1 protein-coding gene is annotated in these 366 nt (G+C 48.4%); it reads left to right on the top strand.

What is annotated here, in order from left to right; all coding sequences use genetic code 11:
• Positions 1-193: 193 nt before the first annotated feature.
• Positions 194-366 (top strand): DUF4058 family protein (locus LKK83_RS00475; protein WP_324628773.1); only part of this gene is annotated, 173 nt, incomplete at its 3' end.

The following is a 366-nucleotide window of genomic DNA, read 5'->3' as shown; positions in this document are numbered from 1 at the left end:
GAGAACCGATACCGCCTCTGTGTCAATCCGATGCCATTTGGACCGATGCTTGGTTGCGAGACCGAGGATTGCGTTAAATCCGCACCGAACAAAAGGCAGAAAAAGTTATCGGGTAGGTTGGCCCACCGAGTCCCGTGTTAATTGCCGGAATCATTTAAACTGACTATCGTTCGTTAAATGAGGAATTTCCCCTATGCCTTCACCCTTTCCGGGAATGGATCCATATTTAGAACAGCCGGATTTTTGGCCGGAGGTACATAATCGCTTGATTGTGGCGATCGCAGATATTTTAGTGCCTCAACTGCGCCCCAAATATCGGGTGGCGATTGAAAAGCGGGTGTATGAAATGGCGGGAAATGATAGCTT

It is taken from the genome of Phormidium sp. CCY1219, assembly GCF_035615515.1.
Classification (GTDB): domain Bacteria; phylum Cyanobacteriota; class Cyanobacteriia; order Cyanobacteriales; family Laspinemataceae; genus CCY1219.
This window is presented reverse-complemented; position numbering and strand designations above follow the sequence as displayed.